This is a genomic window from Bartonella birtlesii IBS 325 (assembly GCF_000273375.1).
Taxonomy (GTDB): domain Bacteria; phylum Pseudomonadota; class Alphaproteobacteria; order Rhizobiales; family Rhizobiaceae; genus Bartonella; species Bartonella birtlesii.
On sequence record NZ_CM001557.1, the window covers coordinates 1,375,312 to 1,398,716 of the forward strand.

Below are 23,405 nucleotides of genomic sequence, written 5' to 3' on the forward strand. Positions count from 1 at the left end.
GAATTCGAAGTCGTTGTTGCTGTTGTTAGAGACTTCTTAATTCCATCTAACTCTTGCTTTGTTATATCTAAAGCTTGTTTTGATTGATCCGCTACACTCTTTGCTCGCTCGGCAATCTCCTTGGCTTCTTCAGATCCACTCTTGGCTTCTGTTGCCGTGCTTGCCGCTGTTTCTGATGTTTCTTTCGCTTCATTCGCTATTCTAGATGCCTCTGTTGCTTGCTGTTCTGCCTGTTCAGCTTTTGTGCTTGCACTATCGGCTCTACTTTTCGCCGTTTCCGCCAAATCCTTCGCTGCTGATGCTGCTTGAGAGGCTTCTTCACCACTGGCTTTTGCTGCTTCTGCAACCATCTTAACAGTTGAAACAGAAGATTTGACGCCATCAAAAATATCCTTGGTTTGTTCTAAAAAAACCTTTCCTTCTTTTGCCGTGCTCTTGGCTTCTCTTGCCTCTGTTAAGGCCTCATCTGCCGTTGTTTTCGCAGAGCTTGCTGTCGTCGTTGCTGTTTCACTTGCTTGCCTTGCTTCTAACGCTGTCGTCTTGGCTTCTGACGCTGTTCTAAGAGATTGCACGCTGCTCGTTGTTGCTGTTTCTGAAGCGCTCTTAAAAGCTTCAACACTTTCCTTTAGATCATCTAACGCTCTCTTGGATGCCTCAAAAATCCCTTTTGTCTCATCTGCCAGTGACTTCGCATCATTCGCTGTACTAAGTGCTCTACTTACCTCTTGCCTAACTTCAGTTGCTATCTGCTCTGCTTGGTTGGCGACTGTCGTAGCAGATTGAGATAATTCCTTGGCTTCCCCTGCTGTTTGCTTGGCTTCTTCAGATCCACTCTTGGCTTCTGTTGCCGTGCTTGTCGCAATACTTGATGCCTTAACCGCTTCTGTCGCAGCCTCATGCGCATTATTGGCTGTCTTGTGTGCTCTATCTGCTTTTTCTTTTGCTTCTCTCGCTTGCGTGAAAGCATCATTTGCTGATTTTTGCCATTCACTTGCTGTAGAAACCGCTATCCTTGACGCATTAGACGCTGTCTGTGCTAATTCCTTAGCATCATCTGCCACTCTTTGCGCTGCATCCGCTGTTTGTTTGGCTGTCGTCGCTAACCCTATAGCGCGTTCCGATGCCTGATGGGCCTGTACCCCCTGCTCCGCTGTCGAAAAGGCTTCATAAGCATAAAGAGAGGCGGTTCCTAACAATTTGGGCACAACAAAGCTTTCTTCCGAAAGACCCTCTAGAATTTCTTCTCTCGTCGCTACTGGTATTTGATATTCATGACTATGATCGGGGATCTTCATTTGCTTTCCTCACTACATCATTCAGAGTACTTCATCTAAAGAACTTTCTTTCAAATCTCTAAGCTCTTTGCTTAACGCCTCTAACCGCTTCTCTATATCTTGCAAAGAACCATAAATTTCTGTTTTCAAATTCGTTGTTACTAAATCAAAAACACCATTAAGCGGCGCATGCACAAAACCTCCACCAGAATACAAAACAACCCGTACTTGAGACGGGTCGATAATCTCTGATATTGCAAATAGATTCGATAACATTCTATAACCTCATGTCTTTATTCCATAAATTACACTCACATTTATCGGGCGGGTCTCTTCTCCACCAAAACGACCCATCATGATTGTATGATCATGCTCTCCTAAATCTTCGCCAAAAACTTTGGGGAAAATATATGGACGCATAGCACTGTCATGCTCAATAAAAAATGGATGTGTGGTATAAGCCTTGCGCGTTTGAGACAGTGTTTCTTCTCCTGTAGGAGGGCTGATACCTTCAAAAGCCTCATTACATTTTCGTAAGGCATCTCCCGTCAAACCAACACACTCCTCATTCTGCAAACTAGGAGAACGTGAGGGCAATGCATCTTGACCGTCTCCAAAACAATCAGCATTATCTTCACCCCAAAGACTAGATGAAAAACATCTTCTTCGGCCAGTTCTACCTCGTAAATTATTTCTCGTTTCAGTGACATGATCTTCACCAATAACTTCATAATCTACATAAACACTCCTCTGTCTTCTCGAACTGGCCTTAACTGAAGAACTCGCTCGCCTGCTCCGCGTAGAAATGTATGTTGCTGAAGGAAAAACAAGACCGTGTTCATGCTCTCTCAATGAACATTGTTGCATGCTGGAAAAACTGCGACCAGCATCAACAAAACCAAAATAATCAAAACCACGCAAAAACATCCCGCGTAAATCAGGAACATTAAATGTCTTCTCACCATTACCTGGTCCCCACATGGTCCCTATCGCCGCAAATAAATCGCTATAAAGCAACCGTGAATAAGCTTGTCCATCACATAACAACCAGCCTGCCGGGAGAAGTTCCATAGCAAATGCACCTATAAAACCAGCGGGTAATCGTCTAAAAGAATGCACTTTTCTCATCGTAGGATTGAGAAGTTGCCAACCTGAAATCTCTTCATCATACACTAAGCTATAAATGGAACCCTTTTGTATCTCTCCCCCCACAAGAGGAAAAATGCCCTCTTCTGTTGCCTTATAAACCGGTTTGCTTGAGAGACTATCGAGAGAAACCGTGGTTGCCCCAACATTCTTACCCTTCGCTTTAAACCACACAACTATGCCATTCTTGTACTCTTTAAATTGTGACTTGGTTTCAAGCATAATCGCCGTCGTTTGTTGTTTATCATCAAACTTTAAAATCCCTTCAAGTACTCCACCCGTATCTGTTAGATATTCTCTTATCCTTTGCATCATACAACGAGCACTATCATTAACTGTATGAGGTGCTTGTCCTTCCAACCAGTTAATAAAGCCATCCGCACCAGCATTCTCTAACGCCGTCAACGACCAATCATAAATTGTTGACATTTCTACCTCAGGTTTTTATCGCAAAGACAACCGATACATTAATCGGGCGCGTTTCACTTCTCCTGTTCAACAAACCTACAAGACTTTGATTTATAATGATATATCTAGTGCTATTCATATTGAATGAGAGTTCCGAATATCGTAAGATTCTCTCATTTTAAACCTGTGTATCTTGAATCAATTTCCTACAAGGTCTAAAATGTAAACAAAGTATACAGCTCAGCTTTTATAGCAACATATACAGCAGAGTCATTTCAAAACATTTACATTTTACTACAGGCAGAAAAATAGCAATAATCCACAATTAACCATTTTTGGTAACGGAAGTAATTCGTATTGCTAAATCACGCAATTGTGTAGACGAAACATCTGATGGAGCGCTCATCAAAAGATCAAGCGCTTGCTGATTCATAGGAAATAATGCAACCTCCCGCAAATTTTTGACACCCTGCAAAAGCATAATAATACGATCAACACCAGCCGCCATACCACCATGTGGTGGAGCTCCATAATGAAACGCGCGGTAAAGAGCACCAAAACGACGCTCTACTACCTCTTTAGAAAGGCCAGCAAGATTAAAAACTTTAAGCATCATTTCTGGTGAATGATTACGAATTCCACCTGACGCAATCTCATAACCATTACAAACAAGATCATACTGAAATGCTTTAAGAGTTAGAGGATCTTGACTTTCAAGAGCTTTTTCTCCCCCCTGTGGCATAGAAAAAGGATTATGAGCAAAATCAAGCTTGTTCTCATCTTCATTCCATTCAAAAAATGGAAAATCGACGATCCAAGCCAAAGAAAAACACTCGCGATCAACAAGATTTAATTCCTCCCCTATATGTGTTCGCGCTGCTCCAGCAAAAGATACAAATTTCTTTGGATCTCCTGCCACAAAAAAGCAAGCATCACCACTTTCAAGTTTAAGCTGTGCACGAATTGCTTCAGTCCTTTGCTCACCAATATTTTTGGCTATAGGACCAGCACCTTCAAAATTCCCTTGTTCTTCGCGCCAAAAAATATAACCAAGCCCCGCTTGCCCCTCTCTTTGCGCCCATCCATTCATACGATCACAAAAAGCACGGCTGCCACCTGTTTTAGCTGGGATAGCCCATACCCGTGCATTTTCATTATTTGCTAAAATATGAGCAAAAACTTTAAAACCGGAATCATAAAAATGCTGTGAAACATCTTCCATAATGATCGGAATACGTAAATCAGGCTTATCTGAACCATATTTACGCATTGCGTCATCATAAGAAATGCGAGGAAAGTTTTGTGTTACAGATTTTCCATTTGCAAACTCTTCAAAAAGAGAACGCATAATGGGTTCCATTGTTGCAAAAACATCCTCCTGTTCAACAAAACTCATTTCAATATCTAATTGATAAAATTCTCCTGGAAGACGATCAGCCCTTGGATCTTCATCTCTAAAACAGGGAGCAATTTGAAAATAACGATCAAACCCCGACATCATTAACAACTGTTTGTATTGCTGAGGTGCTTGTGGCAACGCGTAAAATTTTCCCTGATGAATACGACTTGGAACCAAAAAATCACGCGCCCCTTCTGGCGATGAAGCTGTCAAAAGTGGTGTGGTGAATTCTATAAAACCATTCTCTTGCATAGAGCGTCTGATAGCAGCAATAATTTCGGTACGACGCATGATATTTTTGTGCATAGTTTCACGACGTAAATCAAGAAAACGATACTTTAATCGAATATCTTCTGGATAATCAGGTTCACCAAAAACGGGTAAAGGAAGTTCATCAGACTTTGAAAGAATTTCCACTTCTTTCGCAAAAATTTCAATTTCGCCGGTCGGAAGAGATGTATTAATAGCTTCATCAGAACGTGCACACACCTCCCCATCTACACGAATAACCCATTCAGAACGTACTTTTTCGATAACTTTAAAAGCTGGTGTAGCAGGATCAACAACAATCTGTATGATTCCAAAATGATCACGCAAATCTACAAAAAGGATACCGCCATGATCACGAACACGGTGAACCCACCCAGAAAGACGGGCTTTTTTTCCTACATCACATTTACGAAGAGCAGCGCAATTATGACTGCGATAACGATGCATAGTTTTTGCCTTTGATTATAATATTACACATGCGCTACAAACGCTTTTTAAGAACCACTTGTCAAGATATGAGGATAAAAACTCAAAAAAAAGTCAAGAAAAGACAAATTTAATTTATCTCGCTATAATAAAAGACATGATGAATCTTATTACAAAAACAACAGACCTTGAAACTGCTCTTGCTATTCTGCGTACCTCAGATTTTGTAACAGTTGATACTGAATTTATACGCGAAACAACTTTCTGGCCACAACTGTGTCTCATTCAGCTGGCATCACCACATACCACAGTTCTTATCGATCCAATGTCACAAGAGATTGATTTACAACCGTTTTTTGATCTTATGCTAGATAAAAAAATTGTTAAAGTTTTTCATGCTGCACGTCAAGATATTGAAACAATTTATCATCTTGGAGGCGTTATTCCCTCTCCTCTCTTTGATACACAAATAGCAGGATCAATTTGTGGATTTGGTGATTCTATCTCCTATGATCAAATTGTACAACGTTGTACAGGTCATAAACTTGATAAATCATCTCGTTTTACAGACTGGAGTTGCCGCCCCCTTTCTGAAAAACAGCTACTCTATGCTCTTGCTGATGTAACCTATCTAAGAGAAGTTTACCTTCTATTAAAAAAACAACTAGAAAAAAATAAACGCACCCACTGGATGGATGATGAAATAGCAATCCTTTTATCTCCTAAAACCTATGATATGCCAGAAGATGAGGCATGGAAAAAGGTAAAAGGCAAAGTTAAAAAACAGCGTGAACTTGCCATATTACAAAAAATAGCAGCTTGGCGTGAACGTAAAGCACGAAAGTATAATATTCCACGTCGTCATATCATGAAAGATGAATGCCTTATCGAAATAGCAACTCAACAACCAAAAGATGAAACTGCCCTAAAACATTTGCGCAGTCTGAACAAAAACTGGAATAAACTCTCAATAGCACAAACATTAATCCAAGCTATCCATGAAGGCTTAGAGGTCGATCTTACCACTTTACCTCCCCTTCCTAAACATAATTCCTTAAATGAAACATCAACTGCTGTTATTGACCTTCTAAAAGTATTATTAAAACTTGTTGCAAACGAAAATGGCATTGCGCCCAAAGTTATTGCAACTTCTAATGACTTAGAAAAAATTGCCAATAGTTGTATAAAGAAAAACATCCCCGCTATGAATGGTTGGCGCTATGAAATATTTGGGCAAAAAGCCGAACAAGTGCTAAAGGGACAAATAGGATTTTATTTTGATAATGGAAAAATAAGCACAAAACAGCTTTAATTTATAAAAAACTTTTAAACATTTATATTCTAAAATTATCATAATAGAAATTTTCTAAAGAAACTTGTGTGCTTCATTTGTACAAAAATGACTGGTAAATTGTATCTGCCATATTATTTATGTTTTCATGTTAATTTAATATGCTTTATTATCACTTAAATGTAGTAAAAAAGACATGTTACAATTTTAACATTTAACTTTGATCAATGCTTTTTTGAATAAACATGAGCTTTTAATAATCTAAAAGATGAATTTTATAAGAACTTTAATGGCGCACAATGGAGGAACGAGTTTTATATCTTAATAGAAAAAGAATTAAAAAATTTCAAAAAAGAGAGGTTTTTTTATTATTTTTGATAATTTCTTCAACCTATTGAGAGGACGTTCACCTAATAAATCAGCGTAACGCTTCGGAATATATAAGACAACATGATCTGTTTTTTTATGCCATGATAAATGGGGTAAAATGCCTGCAGTAGAAGCACTAAAAAGATAAGCAATCCTCATAGTTCCACCAAGAATGCTTGCTTTCTCAATAAGATTTTGAGTTGCAAGTTGAAAGATAGGAAGTGATTCTTCATCAATTAATAAACCTGTATTGCGAAAAAAAACAGCGAGCGCAGCATAAGCACGGCCCTCATGAGAAATTCCTGGATACGATCCTAGTGCTATCCGATTGGCCGCTTCATTCCCCCTATAATCTGGATGTATGCGCCAACCAATATCCGCAAGAAGACAGGCCGCCTTGCGATAACGACATTCATTTTCAGTTTCTGTAATCCCAAAAGCTTTAAAAGCATTTGTTGTAAAATCAATGAGCTCTTCTGCCTGCTTTGGGGAGCGTGCTCGTAAAATAGCCATTTCTGTACATGCTGCAATGAGAGGATCAGAAACACGAATTTCTTGTGGTAATCGCGAATAAAGAAAACCTTCACGAACGCCTGCTCCAGAAAATATTATTTTTTCAAACCCCATATACTGAATAAGCTCAATAAGAATGATGGCCCCATAAGATAAAAGCTGACGGCGATTTTTTGAAATAGCCGTAATCCCTTTCATATTATCAATATTTCCACTCACAATAAGATGCAAAAAATCTTCCATTTCAACTGCATCAACTTCATAGCCATGCATAACAGGTAGCCGATAATGTTTGGTTGCCATATGGAGTTTCGCCAAATTGCGCCAAGTTCCTCCTACTGCATAAAAACAACGTGCCCTACCCTTACGAACAGCAGTAGATTTACCAAACTGCTCATGTGCAATTTTTGCAGCAATAGCAATATTATTATTGGACATATATTGTAGGCGTAAACCACCCAATGGCAGTGTAATCCCCTCACCTACTTTAGAGTCATCAATATCAATAAGTTCCAGACTTCCACCACCAAGATCTCCAGAAATTCCCTTGGGTTTGTAAAAAGTAGAAATAACCCCATATGCTGAATAAACGGCTTCTTCACTTCCTGAAAGAAGACATATTTTATTTTGCAAGATATTTTCAGCATTTTGAATAAATATTGATCCGTTTTCTGCTTCTCGCGCTGCTGCTGTTGCGAGTGTATAGATCTCATCTGCTCCAATTTGTTGACAGAGTGCACGAAACCGTTTCAATGTTTGCAGCGCCATTTTTATTGATTTTTCTTCTAAAAAACCAGTTTTTGCGACTCCTTGACCAAGACCACAGAGAACTTTTTCATTAAATAAAACTGCTGGAGAACGGACAAGACCTTCATAAATAACAAGCCGAACAGAATTTGAGCCAATATCGATAACAGCGATAGGCTTACACCCTTTAATCCGTCCTTGAGCATTTATATATGTCATTGAATTTCAGTCTTTATGCACTCTGGCTTGCCGCTGATGCAACGCTACCAAACGCGAAGTAGAAGAATCAAAAGATTTTTCCCACCCCGCTGAACCTGCATTGACCATAAAATACTCCTGTGCATTAAACGGATTTTCGCCTCTTTGCGGTGCTACACGTCTTGATTTTCCATTATTGAGTATATCAAAGCTTTGTTGATTATCAATAATATTAGCCAACATAATTTGTAAAAGAATCTGCTTACGAACCATTTTATTAAAAATGGGAACCAATATTTCAATACGATAATCCAAATTACGAGGCATCATATCAGCAGATCCTAAGTAAACAAGTGCGTTTTCATTCGGCAAATCTTCCCCATTACCAAAACAAAAAATGCGACTATGTTCAAGAAAACGCCCCACAATTGACTTTGCACGAATATTATCCGAAATTCCTGGAATACCAGGACGCAAACAACATATGCCGCGCACTACCAAATCAATCTGTACACCTGCTTGACTAGCACGATACAAAGCATCAATAATTTCTGGATCTACCAATGCATTGACTTTTATCCAAATAGCTGCCAGCCGTCCCTGTTGTGCATTAATAATTTCTCCTTCAATATGTTCTAAAATACGATTACGCAACGTTAAGGGTGAAAAAGCAATCTTCATTGCTTCATTTGGACGTTCATATTGAGCAATATAATTAAACAATAATGTAACATCATGAGCAATATCATCATCAGTAGTAAAAAAAGAAAGATCGGTATAAACCTTAGCATTAATAGGATGATAATTCCCCGTTCCAAGATGAACGTAAGAGCAAAAACGCTTTCCTTCACGCCTTACAATAAGTGACATCTTAGCATGTGTTTTTAAGGTAATAAAACCAAAAATAACTTGAACACCCGCACGCTCAAGGTCACGTGCCCAACGAATATTCGCTTCTTCATCAAAACGTGCTTTAAGCTCCACCAAAGCAATCACAGATTTTCCCCTGTTCAGCAGCCTCAATCAAAGCACTAACAATAGGGCTATCATTCGATGTACGATAAAGAGTTTGCTTGATTTCTACAACATCAGGATCGCGAGCTGCTTGATATAAAAATTGCACGACAACATCAAAGGACTCATAAGGATGGTGAATTACCATATCATTTTCATCAATAGCCGCGAAACAATCCCCCTTATGTACACGAATAGATTCAGAAAAACGAGGAGTGTAAGGAATAAATTTTAGGTCATCACGTGGGATAGAAACAATCTCTGATACCATATTAAGCGCCAAAGGCCCATCAAGAACGCTGATATAATTATCAGGAACAGCAAGACTATTTGTTATAAATTGACGTAAATTCTTTGGTATCTTCGCATCAAATTCAATTCGAATAACCTGCCCACGACGACGTCTTTTAAGAGCAGTTTCAAAAAAATGAACAAGGTCTTCTGCTTTTTCTTCTACTTCAATATCACTATCACGGATAACCCTAAATGTACCAATTCCATCAACTTTATAAGTAGGGAATACATGACTTATAAACAGGCTAACAACATCTTCACAGGCAATAAAACGAAAATTATTATCCTCTTGGGGAAGAAGAATAAAACGCTTCAACGCCATTGGGAGTGGCAACAACACTATGACCACGTGTTGATCAGCCCCCCGAGACAATTGGAGAGCAAGCAAAAGCCCTAAATTAGGAATAAATGGAAAAGAATGAGCAGAATCAACAGATAAAGGTTTTAGAACAGGAAAAATTGTATCAAGAAAATATTTTTCAAGCCATAATTTTTCAATTTCTGAAAGCCCATCAGGACAAATAATTTCAATATCACTCTGTTTTAATTCATTGCGCAAAACACGTAATTCCTGTAATTGATGAGTTTGCAACCGTGAAATCTCAGCTAACACAACATCAAGTTGCTCCTGCGGCGTATACCCATCTGCACTACACGCTGTAACTCCAGAACGAATTTGAGCAACGAGTCCAGCAACACGAACCATAAAAAACTCATCAAGATTTGCCGCTGAAATGGAAAGAAATTGTAGCCGTTCTAATAAAGGATGCCTTGGATTAGTAGCCTCCATCAATACACGTGTATTAAATTGTAACCATGAAAATTCTCTATTCACAAACCGCATTGGACTTTTCATTGTTATATCCGATAGAGAAATTTTACTTACTACCCTCTGTTTCATATAGTTTAGCTAAGCTTCCTTTATACTTCCTAATATCCTTATGGTTAAATATCTCATAGAACACTTTACAATATCTTACCCTTTCATAATTCATTTTTCTCAATATTATTTACATTAAATATTTGAAATTATTGCTAATACACAAGGCGCTAAAAAACAGAGAATAAGCCCATTAACATAAAAGCATAGTGCGTTTCTGTTTTTAAAAAAGCTTCTTGCATTATCATAAGCTTTATTACAAACTCATCTATATAAAAAAGTAAAAATCATACCTGTTTAGACAATTTTATCCGGAGTTTGATACCATGGCTGATTGTAACATTCCCCACTTCCAAAATGATCTTGGTTATAAAACAATTGAAATCGGTGTAAAAGAATTTATGTGTGTGGGTGCTACACAACCATTCGATCATCCCCATATTTTTATTGACATGGGAGCTGCCGATGAAAAAATTTGTCCTTATTGTTCAACACTTTATCGCTATGTTTCCTCACTATCATACAATCAGACAAACCCAACAGGGTGTTTATATCACCCAGATAATTCATTATAAGGCATTTTCAGCTTTTTCAATGTGAAGAAAACCCATGGATCAATCACCAATCGTCGTTGGAGGAGGGATTGCAGGTTTAAGTACCGCTTTAGCACTCGCCCATAAAGGAATAACAAGCATCCTTATCGAAAAATATCAACAACTTGAGGCTGTAGGTGCTGGTATTCAGCTTACCCCAAATGCAACATGTATTCTTGCGCAATGGGGAATTCTTAATAAACTTATTGAAATGGGAACAATACCGCGCTTTCTGGAATTAAGAGAGGGAATATCTTTAAAAACACGGCTGCGTGTTAATCTTATCAATTTAGTGAAAAAAAATTGGAAATTCCCTTACATTATAATTCATCGCGCTGCCTTACAAAAAATTTTATATGATGCTGTTATAGGAAATACTTTTATTAAATATAAAGCAGGTGAAACTGTTATATCAGCTACTCAAATGGAATCTGGTAGCATTCATATAAAAACGATAAAGACAAACACATCAAATCAAACAAAACAACAGCAGTTCTATTCAACACCGCTTCTTATAGGATGTGATGGAGTTTGGTCTACATTACGGCAATCAACACCTTTTCATGAAAGAGCAGATTTTAGTGGCTTTATTGCTTGGCGTGCTACAGCAGAATTCAAAAATCTTCCTAAAGGCTTTCGTTCTTTATTGCAAAATATGAAAACCATTACTGCTTGGATGGGGCCTCAAAATCATCTTGTTGTCTATCCCATTCAATCATCAACAAAACTATTTAATTTTGTAGCTATCACAAATGGAAAAAATTCAAAAGAAGGATGGACACATAAAGGAAATAAAGAAAATTTGAAAGCTCTTTTAAAAGATTGGCATATACAAATTTTGCAAATCTTTGACCATATTGATACGTGGAGTTATTGGCCACTTTTTCAAATGAAACAACATCGTTTTTTAGGCTTAGAGAGACAAGTATTTGTTGGGGATAGTGCACATGCAATCCTCCCCTTTGCCGCACAAGGCGCCGCTATGGCAATAGAAGATGCGGCCACACTAGCAGAAATACTCTCTTATAAAGATCTTTCACTCACTGAAGCGCTTTCGCTTTATCAAAAAATCCGTACACCCCGACTGAAAGCCGTAAAAAAACGGGGAGATTTCAACAAAATAGCTTACCATGCAACTGGCCCCATAGCAATTGCACGTAATTTTATCATGAAAGTTCGTACCCCAGAGAGTATTATGTCAAACCTTAATTGGCTTTATAACTATGATGCTATGCATTCCATAAAAGCATATAGTAAAAACTTATAAAATTCCTGTAGTAATTTTGGCTATACAAACCAAAAGACATATTTATTGAGAAAGAAATTTTATATAATTTACCTTAATAAAAGCAAAGATTTTTAGAATTTATAATTCAATATAAAAAACTAAAAACGCTATACAAAATAAACATTCACTTTACAATTTTTTTAAGTCAACTCCACATCAATAACACCCTGAATAGCTTTCATAGAACTTGCCACACGTGAATTAACCTTATATCGCTTTGGGAGTGTAATTTCGATCTCTCGTAATCCATCTTCTTGAATCAAAATAAGCCCTACTTCCCCATTCCCACTAGGGTTTAAATTTTGTTCGATCTGCGGCAACATATCAACTGTTTTTATAAAGAGGCGCATCATTTTATGATTCCGTGATACTTCCTTTTCCAAAGACTGGACGGTCTCAAGTCGCAAACCTATACCTTCAGAACGATTTTCAGCACTCACCGTAATAATAAAAGATTTTCCGGGCTCTAGTATTGCTTCATAATCCGAGAGTCCTTCAGAAAAGAGAACAGTTTCATACTGCCCACTCGTATCAGAAAAATGAATGATCCCCATTTTCTTACCAGACTTTGTCTTGCGGATTTGTTTTGCCACAACAGTTCCAGCTAACCTTGCGGCAGTCGCCCCTCCTTTAACGGCATTGGCAAAATTAATCCAGCTTTGTACACGCTTTTTAGCAAGAATAGCTTGATACTCATCCAAAGGATGCGCAGAAAAGTAAAAACCTATTGCTTGAAATTCCCGATGCAGTTTTTCATCTGGTAACCAAGGAGATGTTTGCGATAAAATCAAAGGCTCTTTTAATCCTCCCGTCATGCCAAATATATCAATTTGTCCACTAGAATTGTTTTCGAGAATGCGAAGTGCACGCGCATGAAGCGTTCCAAGACTTGCCAATAAAACCTCACGTGCAATATGAAAACAATCAAAGGCACCAGCACAAATCAAACTTTCCATCGTACGCTTATTAACAATACGCGGATCAATACGCGCACAAAAATCTTCTAGATTCTTAAAAAATTTATTTCCACGACAAGCAACAATATGATCAACGACCGCTTCTCCTACACCTTTAATAGCAGCAAGAGAATAATAAATACAGTTATCGCCAACCTCAAAAACACGATGTGATGTCTGTACAGAAGGAGCAATAACTTTAATACCTAATCTTAGTGCTTCACGCCGAAAATCATTTAACTTATCTGTATTTGTCATATCATAGGTCATTGAAGCAGCTAAAAACTCAACGGGATGATGTGCTTTCATATAGGCAGTTTGATAAGAAACAATCGCATAAGCAGCGGCATGTGATTTATTAAAGCCATAATCTGCAAATTTTGCTAAAAGATCAAAAATAATATCAGCTTGATCTTTATCAACACCACCAGCAACAGCTCCGTTTACAAAACGCGTACGCTGTTGTTGCATTTCTTTATGAATCTTTTTACCCATAGCGCGCCGTAATAAATCCGCTTCTCCAAGCGAATAGCCAGCAAGTACTTGAGCAATCTGCATTACTTGCTCCTGATAAACAATAACACCTTGTGTTTCTTTAATCAGATGATCTATTTTGGGATGAATAGAAGCAATTTTCTCTTCCCCATGTTTGCGTGCGTTATAGGTTGGAATGTTCTCCATTGGTCCAGGACGATAAAGTGCAACAAGAGCAATAATATCTTCAATACGATCTGGCTTCATCCCAATCAGCGCCTTACGCATACCAGCACTTTCCACTTGAAACACACCAACTGTTTCACCACGTGCCATCATAGCATAAGTTTTTTCATCATTGAGAGGAATATTCGACAAATCTATTTTTACTGTTTTTCGTGCAACAAGATCTACTGCCATTTTCAAAACAGTAAGCGTTTTTAATCCAAGAAAATCAAATTTGACCAACCCTGCTTGTTCCACATATTTCATATTAAATTGTGTAACAGGCATATCGGAACGAGGATCACGATACATCGGAACAAGCTCTGAAAGCGGCCTATCGCCAATCACAATCCCTGCTGCATGAGTTGATGCATGACGATAAAGTCCTTCCAATTGAAGTGCTATATCTAATGTGCGGCCAATGAGAGGATCTTTTTTCTTTTCTTCCTCAAATTTAGGTTCATCCTTGATAGCATCAGCCAATTCAACCTGACTCCCAGGTGTAGCAGGAACCAATTTTGTAAGATAATCTACCTGACGATAAGGCACTTCTAAAACACGCCCAACATCCCGCAACACTGCACGTGCTTGTAACTTACCAAATGTAATAATTTGAGCAACTTGATCACGACCATATTTTTTCTGAACATAATGAATCACTTCTTCGCGCCGCTCTTGACAAAAATCGATATCAAAATCCGGCATCGACACACGATCCGGATTCAGAAAACGTTCAAAAAGAAGAGAAAAACGCAAAGGATCAACATCAGTAATAGTCAATGCATAAGCCACAAGTGAACCAGCACCAGAACCACGCCCTGGACCAACAGGAATATCATGGGCCTTTGCCCATTTTATAAAATCCGAAACGATAAGAAAGTAGCCAGAAAATTGCATGCGTGTAATAACAGAAACTTCATAATCAAGCCGTTGTTCATAATCCGCAACAGTATATCCTTCAGCCAATCCAATTGTCTCAAGGCGTATTTTTAAACCAGCTTTTGCTTGATTTAACAATTCACTATCTTCTACTTTTAAAGTACAGTTTGAATCAATAGATTGTTCTATAAAACGAGGCAATATTGGTTTTCGAACTGGCGTAGCAATATGACAACGCAATGCGATTTCAACACTATTTTCTAAAGATTCCGGAAGATCAGAAAATAATGCTACCATTTCATCCTGTGATTTCAAATAATGATCTGGTGTCACGCGTTTACGCTCTGAATTAGAGACAATTTGCCCTTCTGCAACCGCCATCAGTGCATCATGCGCTTCATACCCTTCCCTATTCAGAAAAAAAGCTTCATTGGTTGCAACAAGAGGAATTTCATATTTATACGCCAATTCAATAAGTAAAGCTTCTACTTGTCTATCAAAAAAACCATGCCGCTGTAATTCTACATATAGACGATCAGTAAAAATTTTTTTTAAATAGGTTAAACGTTTAATAGCACGTTCTTTTTTTCCTTCTGCTAAGGAAAAATTAATAGGCCCTCCCTGTCCACCCGTTAAAGCGATTATTCCTTCACTGTGTGATGCTAACCAATCGATTTTAATATGAGGTGGATCAGTATCAGATTTATCAAGATAAGCACGACTAACAAGACGTACCAAATGCGTATAGCCAATCTCACTAGCAGCGAACAAAACAAGAGAGCAGAAATTAGCAGGATAGTGCCCTTGAAAAGAACGTAAATTATCATTTTCGTCAGCAAAATCAACGGCAAGCTGGCAACCAATAATAGGTTGTATTCCATGAGAAAAGCAATATTGCGAAAATTCTAAAGCGCCAAATAAATTATTTGTATCGGTAATAGCAACTGCTGGTGTATGATCTAAAATTGCATGTTGAATAATTTGTGGGATCTTTAAAGCTCCCTCGAGCAGTGAGTAAGCAGAATGCACTCTCAAATGAATAAAGCGAGGAAGAGTATTCTTTGTATCTCCTATCTTACTTCTATCTTCTGCCACTCTTACAATGTCCTACTACAAAATAAATGTTAAATTTATAAAAGACTTTTATCAAGAAAATATCTCTATTCACAGCAAATAAACAGATAAAACAAAAGGAGAAAACCGTAGAAAATATTACGAATCTTACTACTCTTTCTTGCATTCTTTAAATGCTGATTGTTCTGCTTAAAATTCAAAATGTAAATAAAATAACTTTTTTTCTATAATTTATCCCCAAAAAGCTCTTTCAAAGCACTAGAAAAAACAAAAAGTACAAGTTAAATTCGCTTATGCTTCCAAGCCTTATTGCCCCTCTTTTTCATTCTATTCGCACTCTTTCTGGGATTACACCGAAAATTTATAGCTTATTAGCAAAAGTCTTAAATATAAATCCCGCGCAATGCGAACCTACCCTTATTAATCTCCTTCAATTAATGCCCCATTCCGTTATAGACCGCAGAATACGTTCAACTATTGCTGATGCACAAGAAGGAAATACCATTACTCTTGAAATTGTTATCGATCAGCATCAGCCATCACCAATGGGCCGCAACCGATTACCCTATCGAATCATGGCGCATGATCCAACAGGAAAAATGAATTTAGTTTTTTTCATGCGCAACCTGCTTGGTTAAAAAAACAACTGCCAGAAGGGAAAAAAGTCATCGTATCAGGCAAAGCTGAACGTTTTAATGGACATCTTTCAATGATACATCCCGACTATATCATAGCAGGTGAACAATCCTATAAAATGCCCTGGATCGAACCTATTTACCCTTCTACCACCGGACTCTCAATAAAAACACTAAGGCGTGCGATACAAAATGCTCTTGATCATATTCCTCTTTTACCAGAATGGATAGAAGAAAACGTCAAAAAGCAACAAAAATTTTGCTCTTTTTCCATTGCTTTACGCCGTATTCATGCACCCATCGACCCTAATGATTTAGCCTTAGAGAGTGCAGCACGCAAACGTCTAGCCTATGATGAATTGCTCGCTTGTCAACTAGCGCTTGGACTGGTACGTTTAAAAACAAAATCTCTTGTCGGGACATCTCGACCAGCAACGGGTGTTTATACTAAAAAATTGCTACAAGTACTTCCCTTTCAACTGACAAATGGACAAACAAAAGCAATACATGACATTGCTGACGATCTTGCTTCACCAGAACCAATGTTAAGGCTTCTACAAGGTGATGTAGGAGCAGGAAAAACCGTCGTGGCACTCATGGCAATGGCACAAATCGCTGAAAATTCAGGACAATCAGCTTTAATGGTCCCAACAGAAGTTCTTGCCAGGCAACATTTTGCGACAATTGCTCCACTTGCCGAAAAAGTTGGCTTACAAACAGTTCTTTTGACAGGACGAGAAAAAGGAAAAATACGTACAAATATTTTGAACGCTATTCACTCAGGCCAAGCTTCTCTTATTATTGGAACTCATGCTCTCATACAAGAAAATGTTTCCTATCATAATCTTTCTCTAACTATCATTGATGAACAACACCGCTTTGGTGTGCATCAACGTCTTGCCCTTACAGAAAAAGGTCATAAGCCTGATATGCTTGTCATGACTGCCACCCCAATTCCCCGTACACTCGTCTTAACAGCTTTTGGCGATATGGATGTCTCTCAACTTACGGAAAAACCAGTGGGACGCCAGCCCATTACAACAGCAATACTTTCTTTAAAATACATTAATAAACTCATAGAACGAATTACCATTGCATTAGAAAAAGAAGAAAAACTCTATTGGATTTGTCCTTTAGTGGAAGAATCTATAGCTCTCGGGCTCACATCAATCGAAAGCCGCTTTGCTTTTCTTCAAGAACGATTTGGAGCGCGTGTTGGAATAATACATGGCAAAATGTCAACAGATGAAAAAACAGCAGCGATGGCTTCCTTTAAAGATGGAAAGATAAATATTTTGCTTGCAACTACAGTCATCGAAGTAGGTGTAGATATTCCAGATGCTTCGATCATTATCATCGAACATGCAGAACATTTTGGTCTTTCACAACTGCACCAATTGCGTGGACGGGTGGGACGAGGAGATAAAAAATCATCCTGTATTTTACTCTATAAAGATCCCTTAACAAAAATGGCTGCAACACGCCTTAATATTATACGCGCTACAGAAGATGGTTTTAAAATCGCTGAAGAAGACTGGCGTCTGCGAGGAGAAGGAGAACTTTTAGGCACACGACAATCTGGTATGCCTGAGTTTCACATAGCAAATCTTGCTGTACATAGTGATCTTTTATCAATGGCAAGAAGAGATGCACGCTTATTCTTGCAACGTGATCCTTACCTCTCTTCAGAAAGAGGACAAGCTCTACGTTTACTCCTTTATCTTTTCGGACAAGATCATGCTACACGTCTATTACGAGCAGGCTAATAATAAAATGGGAAAATATTCCTTTACGCAATATTCTTATCCAATCTGTAAAAAACAAATTATGCTTCTTAATGAATGGTGTTGTCTTCATTCTTTCAAAATTTCAAAAATATAGAACTATTTTTTACTCAACAGTAACTGATTTTGCCAAATTGCGGGGCTGATCAACATCTGTTCCTAATAAAACAGCTGTATGATAAGCAATTAACTGAATAGGTAAAGCATAAATAATAGGCGCAATAAATTCTGGAATATCAGGCAAAATAATCGTTGATAAAGTCTCAAAATGAACGGCTTTTGCTCCTCTTTTATCAGTTATCAAAATAATACGACCATTCCGCGCCGCCACCTCTTGCATATTAGAAAAAGCCTTCTCAAACCACCGATCATAAGGTGCGACAACGATCACTGGAATAGTTTCATCCACCAGCGCAATTGGCCCATGTTTTAACTCACCGGCAGCATAACCTTCGGCATGAATATAAGAAAGCTCTTTTAGCTTAAGCGCTCCCTCCAAAGCAATAGGATACGAAGTACCACGACCAAGATAAAGAACACTTTTTGCATGCGCCAAATTACGACAAATATGTTCAATTTTATCTTCCAGCTTTAAAACCTCATTTAAAATGCGTGGAACTTCTGCCAATTGTTGAACAAACTGATGCTCTGATTCCTCTGAAAGATATCCCCGTTGCTTAGCAGCACCAAGCGCCATTACAGCAAGTGTTGACAACTGACAAGTAAAAGCTTTTGTTGAAGCAACACCAATTTCCGGCCCAGCAAGTGTTGGCAGAATAAAATCAGCTTCTCTTGCCATTGTCGATTGCTCAACATTAACAATTGTAGCCGCTTTCACATTACGTTCACGACAATAACGCAACGACGCCAATGTATCGGCTGTTTCACCAGATTGAGAAACAAACACTGATAACACATCAAAAGTGAGCGGTGGTTCACGATAACGAAACTCCGAAGCAACGTCATTATCGACACTCAAAGCAGCAAGTTTTTCAAACCAATAACGAGCAACTAAAGTTGAATAATAAGCTGTTCCACAGCCTGCAAACACTATCCGATTAATATTTTTCCAATCAATCAAATTATTAAGTAGGCGAACCGTATAATTTCCAAGATCAAGATAATACGCTAAATTATGAGAAATTACCTCAGGTTGTTCAAACATTTCTTTATGCATGAAATGACGGTGATTACCCTTAGAAACCAATAAATTTCCTTCAAACAATGCTGTAATAGAACGTTTTACTGGTTGATTAGTCGCATCATAAATTGTTACATTCTCTCGTGTCAAAACAGCCCAATCTCCATCCTCCATATAACTAATACGGTCTACAAATGGAGCTAAAGCAATAGCGTCAGACCCGACAAAAACTTCATCTTTTCCATAGCCAATTGCCAACGGTGGCCCAAAGCGTGCAGCAATCATAAGATTATCTTCACCTTCGAAAATAAGGACAATAGCAAAAGCACCTTGCAATTTTTTCCAGCTTTCACGCATGGCTTCCAGCGGAGAGAGTCCACTATTTAATGCACGCGTAATCAAATGTGCTATAACCTCCGTATCTGTTTCTGTTTCAAAGCGGTAACCATCTTTAATAAGTTCCCTTTGCAATTCTACAAAATTCTCAATAATACCATTATGAACAATTGCAAGTTTTTCCGTTACATGAGGATGTGCATTTCGCTCCACAGCAACTCCATGGGTTGCCCAGCGCGTATGACCAATTCCTAAATTTCCTTGCAGAGGTGTTTTTTTAATTTTTCTTCTAAATGAATAAGCTTTCCTGCAGCGCGCATGCGGTAAAGGCGCCCATTATGTATGGTTGCAATACCAGAAGAATCATAACCTCTGTACTCAAGACGCTTCAAACCATCAATCAAAGAAGATGTAACACACCTATTGCCAAGAATTCCAATAATCCCACACATTTAAAAGCTCCAACCCACATCCCAGATTTATATACCAAAACAATCCGATAACTCTTCATTCAAAGCATCAAGATATCAGATAAATCAAATATAGAGTAAAGCAATACTTAAGAATAAACCGCCTACACAATTATTAGGTCAACATAAAGCAAAAAAATGAACAAAAATAATCACTTTTTCTTTTTATTCGCTGATAAGCGTGCGCATAACTTTGTTGCATAATTCTCTTTTATCACTTGCCGGGCACGTCCTAAAGCCATACTATTTATAGGAACATTTTCAGTGATAACACTTCCGGAAGCGATATAAGAACCATTCCCTATCACCAATGGAGCAACAAGCGCTGAATTAGATCCGATGAAAGCATGATCACCAATCATGATTTTATGTTTGTGAAATCCATCATAATTACAAGTAATCGTTCCGGCTCCGATATTGGTATGTACACCAATTTCTGTATCGCCAATATAACTTAAATGATTAATTTTAGAAGCTTCTCCTACCTTAGCTTTTTTGACTTCACAAAAATTTCCAATCTTTACTGATCGTGCTAACTCTGTTCCAGGACGCAAACGTGCATAAGGTCCAATCTGTGCATCTACACCAACCACCGCTCCTTCTAGATAACTAAAAGCATGGATAACTGCACCAGATTGTACTTTTACTCCAAGCCCAAAATAAACATTTGGCTCAATCACTACTCCTGGTTCAATCTCTGTATCATAAGAAAAATAAACACTATCCGGTTTAAGAATTGTCACACCAGATAACATCAGGTCACGTGCTTTACGTTTTTGCCACAAAGAATCAGCCTCAGAAAGTTCAAAACAGTTATTAATCCCTACAATATTTTCAAAAGGTACTTCAACGATACGAATATCTAATCCTTCACTTGCTGCAATGGAAACAATATCTGTTAAATAGTATTCCTGCTTTGCATTATGATTACCAACCTTTTCTAAAAGAGAAAGTGCATATTTTCCGTTAAGAGCAAATACTCCACCATTACAAAAAGAAATCTTTTTTCTTCATCACTTGCATCTTTTTCTTCTACAATCGCGATAAGCTTACCATTTTTTTCAAGAAGACGCCCATAACCCGTTGACTCTGGAGCGTGAAAACCAGCAACAACAATATCTGCTCCATCAGAAAGTTGCGTACGAATTTGTTGTAATGAATTTTGCTCAATTAAAGGAGTATCAGCAAAAATAATGAGCACATCATCAATCTCTTTTTGCAAAGCTACACGAGCAGAAAGAGCAGCATGCGCAGTTCCCAAACGTTCTTTTTGCTCAAAAATCATTGCATTTTTTGCAAAGGATTGAACAGTTTCGCTAACATCTTTAGCAGCCTCTCCCACAACGACTGCCAACTGCGAAGCACCTGCTGCTTCTATTTGCTTTATGACATGGCATATAAGAGGCAAACCAGCAATTTTATGCAGCACTTTAGGAAGAGACGATTTCATACGTGTCCCTTCACCTGCTGCAAGAATAATAGAAAGACAATTTCTAATCATAACAACACATAATTAACGAGAAAACCTAAAAAATTTACAATATCGTACCAACGAATAGCTTCAACATCACTCAATGAAGGATAATGTTCCAAAAGCCAAAATGAAAGAGCCTGCATAGAACCTGTCAAAAACAAAATACCTGTAATAACCAAAAAAATTCCAATAACTTTTTCAACTTTTTCTAAATGAATACGAAAAGCTCCCAAAAATTTCATAAAACTGCATGAAAATAAAGCTGCTAATATAAATGGCACACCAAGACCTAATGCGTAAACACCTAAAAGGAATGCTCCTTCACCTACCGTTTCTTTTGTTCCAGCAAGAGTTATAACAGGTCCCAGAATTGGACCTATACATGGTGTCCAACCAAATGCAAAGGCTAAACCAATAACATAAGCCCCTAAAGGACCAGCGGGCGTTCCCTGTGTTTGAAAACGCGCTTCACGAAATAACAAAGCAATTCTGAAAAGACCCAAAAAATTTAAGCCAAAAATAATAATAACAATACCCGCAGCAATAGCAAACCAATCACGATAAAAACCTATAAACTTACCAACTGTGCTAGCACTGGCACCTAAAGCAATAAAAACGGTTGTAAAACCAAGCACAAAAGTAACAACAGAGGATAAAAGCCCCCAGTGTATAAATGCTTTCCTATTACATTTTTCTGAACGAAAATCATCAATGCCAATACCTGCCATATAACACAAATAAGGAGGAACTAATGGCAAAACGCATGGTGATAAAAAAGAGAGAGCCCCAGCAAAAAACACACCAATTGTTGAAATTTCTATTGCCAAAACTGTCTACCTATCTTTGTTTTATGCTATAAACTGCTATTAATCCATTTCTTCATCAATTTGTTGCATATTTTGCGCATTTGCTACCACACTTACCTCATCATCATGACCAGAAACAACAGAAAAAACTTTCTGGTAAATTTTATCTTTATTTTTAGCAATAGCAATATACTCTCCCTCAGCTAATACAAGCGAAACATAAGCACCAACAGTTTCATAAACAATATCACCAGAATCGTTCGTTATAGACCAACTTGTATCTGCAAGGGCTTCTCCTCCTACTTGCCGAACCAACTTTAAGACAATTTGGGCTGCCTGATGTTCAAGAGTGACTTCAGTAACTTTACCTGCATCTACTTCAATATCGGAACGAACAGTTGCGTTGATAGAGCCATAATGAGAAGCAACATGATAATGACCAGCTTTCAAACGTATAACGGATTGAGCTTTAATATTAGATAAAATAACACCAGTTTCATCATTTTCTTTTTCATCCTCATAAATAGTAAAACGCAGTTCCTTTTCATTAATGATACCATTTAACAATGTGGCATTTAAAATAACACCACCAGCATCAAGGTTAAACTTCTTAATGAGATTTTGTCCAGTTTCTAAATTCACATGCTGCACGGCACTTGCATGACCAAATGAGACATGAACAAGATAATTCCCTGGCTCTAAATCAAAATGTGCACTTCCACCTTCATAAGTTGCAATGAGTGGTAATTTATTATCAATCCCTAGGATGGGTGCATAGACACGCCATACGAGCCCTTTCATAATATCTTCATTGCTGTTTTTTAATCGAGCATTTAAGATGAGTTGGCTTTGAGAAATGGCATTTGCTTTTTCGTAATCTTGAGACTTTATAACAAAATGCGTTGAGTATTCTTGTTGATGATCTTGCTCTTTTCTTTCTTCAGAAAAGACAGCGTTAATCGAGACTAGCAAAGCAATCACCACATGCAACCATCGACGCAATATTTTTGCAAAAATACCCATTTTTATATTCTTGACCAA

At 38.0% G+C, this 23,405-nt stretch carries 10 protein-coding genes and 5 pseudogenes; 4 read left to right on the top strand and 11 right to left on the bottom strand.

The window, feature by feature from the left end:
* From QWU_RS09315 to aspS, 4 genes and pseudogenes are all read right to left on the bottom strand, one after another.
* A pseudogene (locus tag QWU_RS09315) lies at positions 1–1,295 on the bottom strand (hypothetical protein); the annotation flags it as partial.
* Positions 1,296–1,316: 21 nt separating this feature from the next.
* Entirely contained in the window at positions 1,317–1,550 is a 234-nt protein-coding gene (locus QWU_RS06645; RefSeq protein ID WP_006589604.1) for a hypothetical protein, read from the bottom strand.
* Between the two features lie 9 nt (positions 1,551–1,559).
* Positions 1,560–2,849, bottom strand: coding sequence for a phage tail protein (locus QWU_RS06650; RefSeq protein ID WP_017196447.1), 1,290 nt, complete (start codon positions 2,847–2,849; stop codon positions 1,560–1,562).
* Positions 2,850–3,153: 304 nt separating this feature from the next.
* Entirely contained in the window at positions 3,154–4,944 is a 1,791-nt protein-coding gene (gene aspS, locus QWU_RS06655) for an aspartate--tRNA ligase (protein ID WP_006589602.1), read from the bottom strand.
* Between the two features lie 136 nt (positions 4,945–5,080).
* Between aspS and rnd the strand changes: the two genes are divergently transcribed.
* On the top strand, positions 5,081–6,235 hold the full coding sequence (rnd, locus tag QWU_RS06660) for a ribonuclease D (RefSeq protein ID WP_026017324.1): 1,155 nt from the start codon (positions 5,081–5,083) through the stop codon (positions 6,233–6,235).
* A 315-nt stretch (positions 6,236–6,550) separates the two neighbouring features.
* Here the strand turns inward: rnd and ppx are convergent, their stop codons facing one another.
* The gene (ppx, locus tag QWU_RS06665) at positions 6,551–8,062 is read right to left on the bottom strand and encodes an exopolyphosphatase (protein ID WP_006589600.1); all 1,512 of its coding nucleotides are present in this window, start codon (positions 8,060–8,062) and stop codon (positions 6,551–6,553) included.
* Positions 8,063–8,068: 6 nt separating this feature from the next.
* Positions 8,069–10,250: pseudogene (locus QWU_RS09320) on the bottom strand (RNA degradosome polyphosphate kinase).
* Positions 10,251–10,555: 305 nt separating this feature from the next.
* Between QWU_RS09320 and QWU_RS06675 the strand changes: the two are divergent.
* Positions 10,556–10,804 (top strand): zinc-finger domain-containing protein, encoded by a 249-nt coding sequence (locus QWU_RS06675; protein ID WP_006589598.1) that lies wholly within the window; start codon positions 10,556–10,558, stop codon positions 10,802–10,804.
* A 34-nt stretch (positions 10,805–10,838) separates the two neighbouring features.
* The gene (locus tag QWU_RS06680) at positions 10,839–12,089 is read left to right on the top strand and encodes an FAD-binding protein (protein ID WP_006589597.1); all 1,251 of its coding nucleotides are present in this window, start codon (positions 10,839–10,841) and stop codon (positions 12,087–12,089) included.
* A 161-nt stretch (positions 12,090–12,250) separates the two neighbouring features.
* Here the strand turns inward: QWU_RS06680 and dnaE are convergent, their stop codons facing one another.
* Positions 12,251–15,739, bottom strand: coding sequence for a DNA polymerase III subunit alpha (gene dnaE, locus QWU_RS06685; RefSeq protein WP_006589596.1), 3,489 nt, complete (start codon positions 15,737–15,739; stop codon positions 12,251–12,253).
* 272 nt (positions 15,740–16,011) lie between these two features.
* Between dnaE and recG the strand changes: the two are divergent.
* Positions 16,012–18,119, top strand: a pseudogene (gene recG / locus QWU_RS09325) (ATP-dependent DNA helicase RecG).
* Between the two features lie 124 nt (positions 18,120–18,243).
* Here recG and glmS read toward each other — a convergent pair.
* From glmS to QWU_RS06710, 4 genes and pseudogenes are all read right to left on the bottom strand, one after another.
* Positions 18,244–20,066: pseudogene (gene glmS / locus QWU_RS09330) on the bottom strand (glutamine--fructose-6-phosphate transaminase (isomerizing)).
* A 170-nt stretch (positions 20,067–20,236) separates the two neighbouring features.
* Positions 20,237–21,582: pseudogene (gene glmU, locus QWU_RS09335) on the bottom strand (bifunctional UDP-N-acetylglucosamine diphosphorylase/glucosamine-1-phosphate N-acetyltransferase GlmU).
* The gene (locus tag QWU_RS06705; protein WP_017196449.1) at positions 21,582–22,385 is read right to left on the bottom strand and encodes a cytochrome c biogenesis CcdA family protein; all 804 of its coding nucleotides are present in this window, start codon (positions 22,383–22,385) and stop codon (positions 21,582–21,584) included. Before QWU_RS06705 ends, glmU begins: the two are co-directional and overlap by 1 nt.
* Before the next feature lie 39 nt (positions 22,386–22,424).
* Positions 22,425–23,387 (bottom strand): hypothetical protein, encoded by a 963-nt coding sequence (locus QWU_RS06710; protein ID WP_017196450.1) that lies wholly within the window; start codon positions 23,385–23,387, stop codon positions 22,425–22,427.
* Positions 23,388–23,405: the final 18 nt, after the last annotated feature.

Bases quoted from the DNA above. Each gene is read 5' to 3' on its own strand.
- QWU_RS06680 (WP_006589597.1), top strand. From the start codon at position 10,839: ATGGATCAATCACCAATCGTCGTTGGAGGAGGGATTGCAGGTTTAAGT.
- QWU_RS06675 (WP_006589598.1), top strand. From the start codon at position 10,556: ATGGCTGATTGTAACATTCCCCACTTCCAAAATGATCTTGGTTATAAA.
- QWU_RS06710 (WP_017196450.1), bottom strand. From the start codon at position 23,387: ATGGGTATTTTTGCAAAAATATTGCGTCGATGGTTGCATGTGGTGATT.
- aspS (WP_006589602.1), bottom strand. From the start codon at position 4,944: ATGCATCGTTATCGCAGTCATAATTGCGCTGCTCTTCGTAAATGTGAT.
- rnd (WP_026017324.1), top strand. From the start codon at position 5,081: ATGATGAATCTTATTACAAAAACAACAGACCTTGAAACTGCTCTTGCT.
- QWU_RS06645 (WP_006589604.1), bottom strand. From the start codon at position 1,550: ATGTTATCGAATCTATTTGCAATATCAGAGATTATCGACCCGTCTCAA.
- ppx (WP_006589600.1), bottom strand. From the start codon at position 8,062: ATGACATATATAAATGCTCAAGGACGGATTAAAGGGTGTAAGCCTATC.
- QWU_RS06650 (WP_017196447.1), bottom strand. From the start codon at position 2,849: ATGTCAACAATTTATGATTGGTCGTTGACGGCGTTAGAGAATGCTGGT.